Origin of the sequence: Massilia hydrophila (genome assembly GCF_020208145.1) — a bacterium.
Classification (GTDB): Bacteria; Pseudomonadota; Gammaproteobacteria; order Burkholderiales; family Burkholderiaceae_D; genus Telluria; species Telluria hydrophila.
In genome coordinates this window covers 1-288 of record NZ_JAHYBX010000093.1, presented here as the reverse complement: position 1 = coordinate 288, position 288 = coordinate 1, and the positions used below count along the sequence as shown (strand labels likewise).

Sequence of the window (288 nt, the reverse complement as noted above, 5' to 3'; positions counted from 1 at the left end):
CGGTTTCCAGCGGCTTCTTCTTGGCCTTCATGATGTTCGGCAGCGTCACGTAGCGCGGCTCGTTCAGGCGCAGGTCGGTGGTGACGATGGCCGGCAGGTTCAGGCTGACCGTTTCCAGGCCGCCGTCGACTTCGCGGGTCACGGTCACCTTGCCGTCTTCCAGCACCACTTTCGAGGCGAAGGTCGCCTGCGGCCAGCCCAGCAGCGCAGCCAGCATCTGGCCGGTCTGGTTCGAATCGTCGTCGATCGCCTGCTTGCCCAGGATGATCAGCTGCGGCTGTTCCTTCT

General features: G+C 64.2%; 1 protein-coding gene. It reads right to left on the bottom strand.

Going from position 1 to position 288, the window contains the following annotated elements; all coding sequences use genetic code 11:
• The coding region (locus LE190_RS22335; protein ID WP_501039625.1) for an adenine nucleotide alpha hydrolase family protein at nucleotides 1-288 on the bottom strand (288 nt) is incomplete at both ends.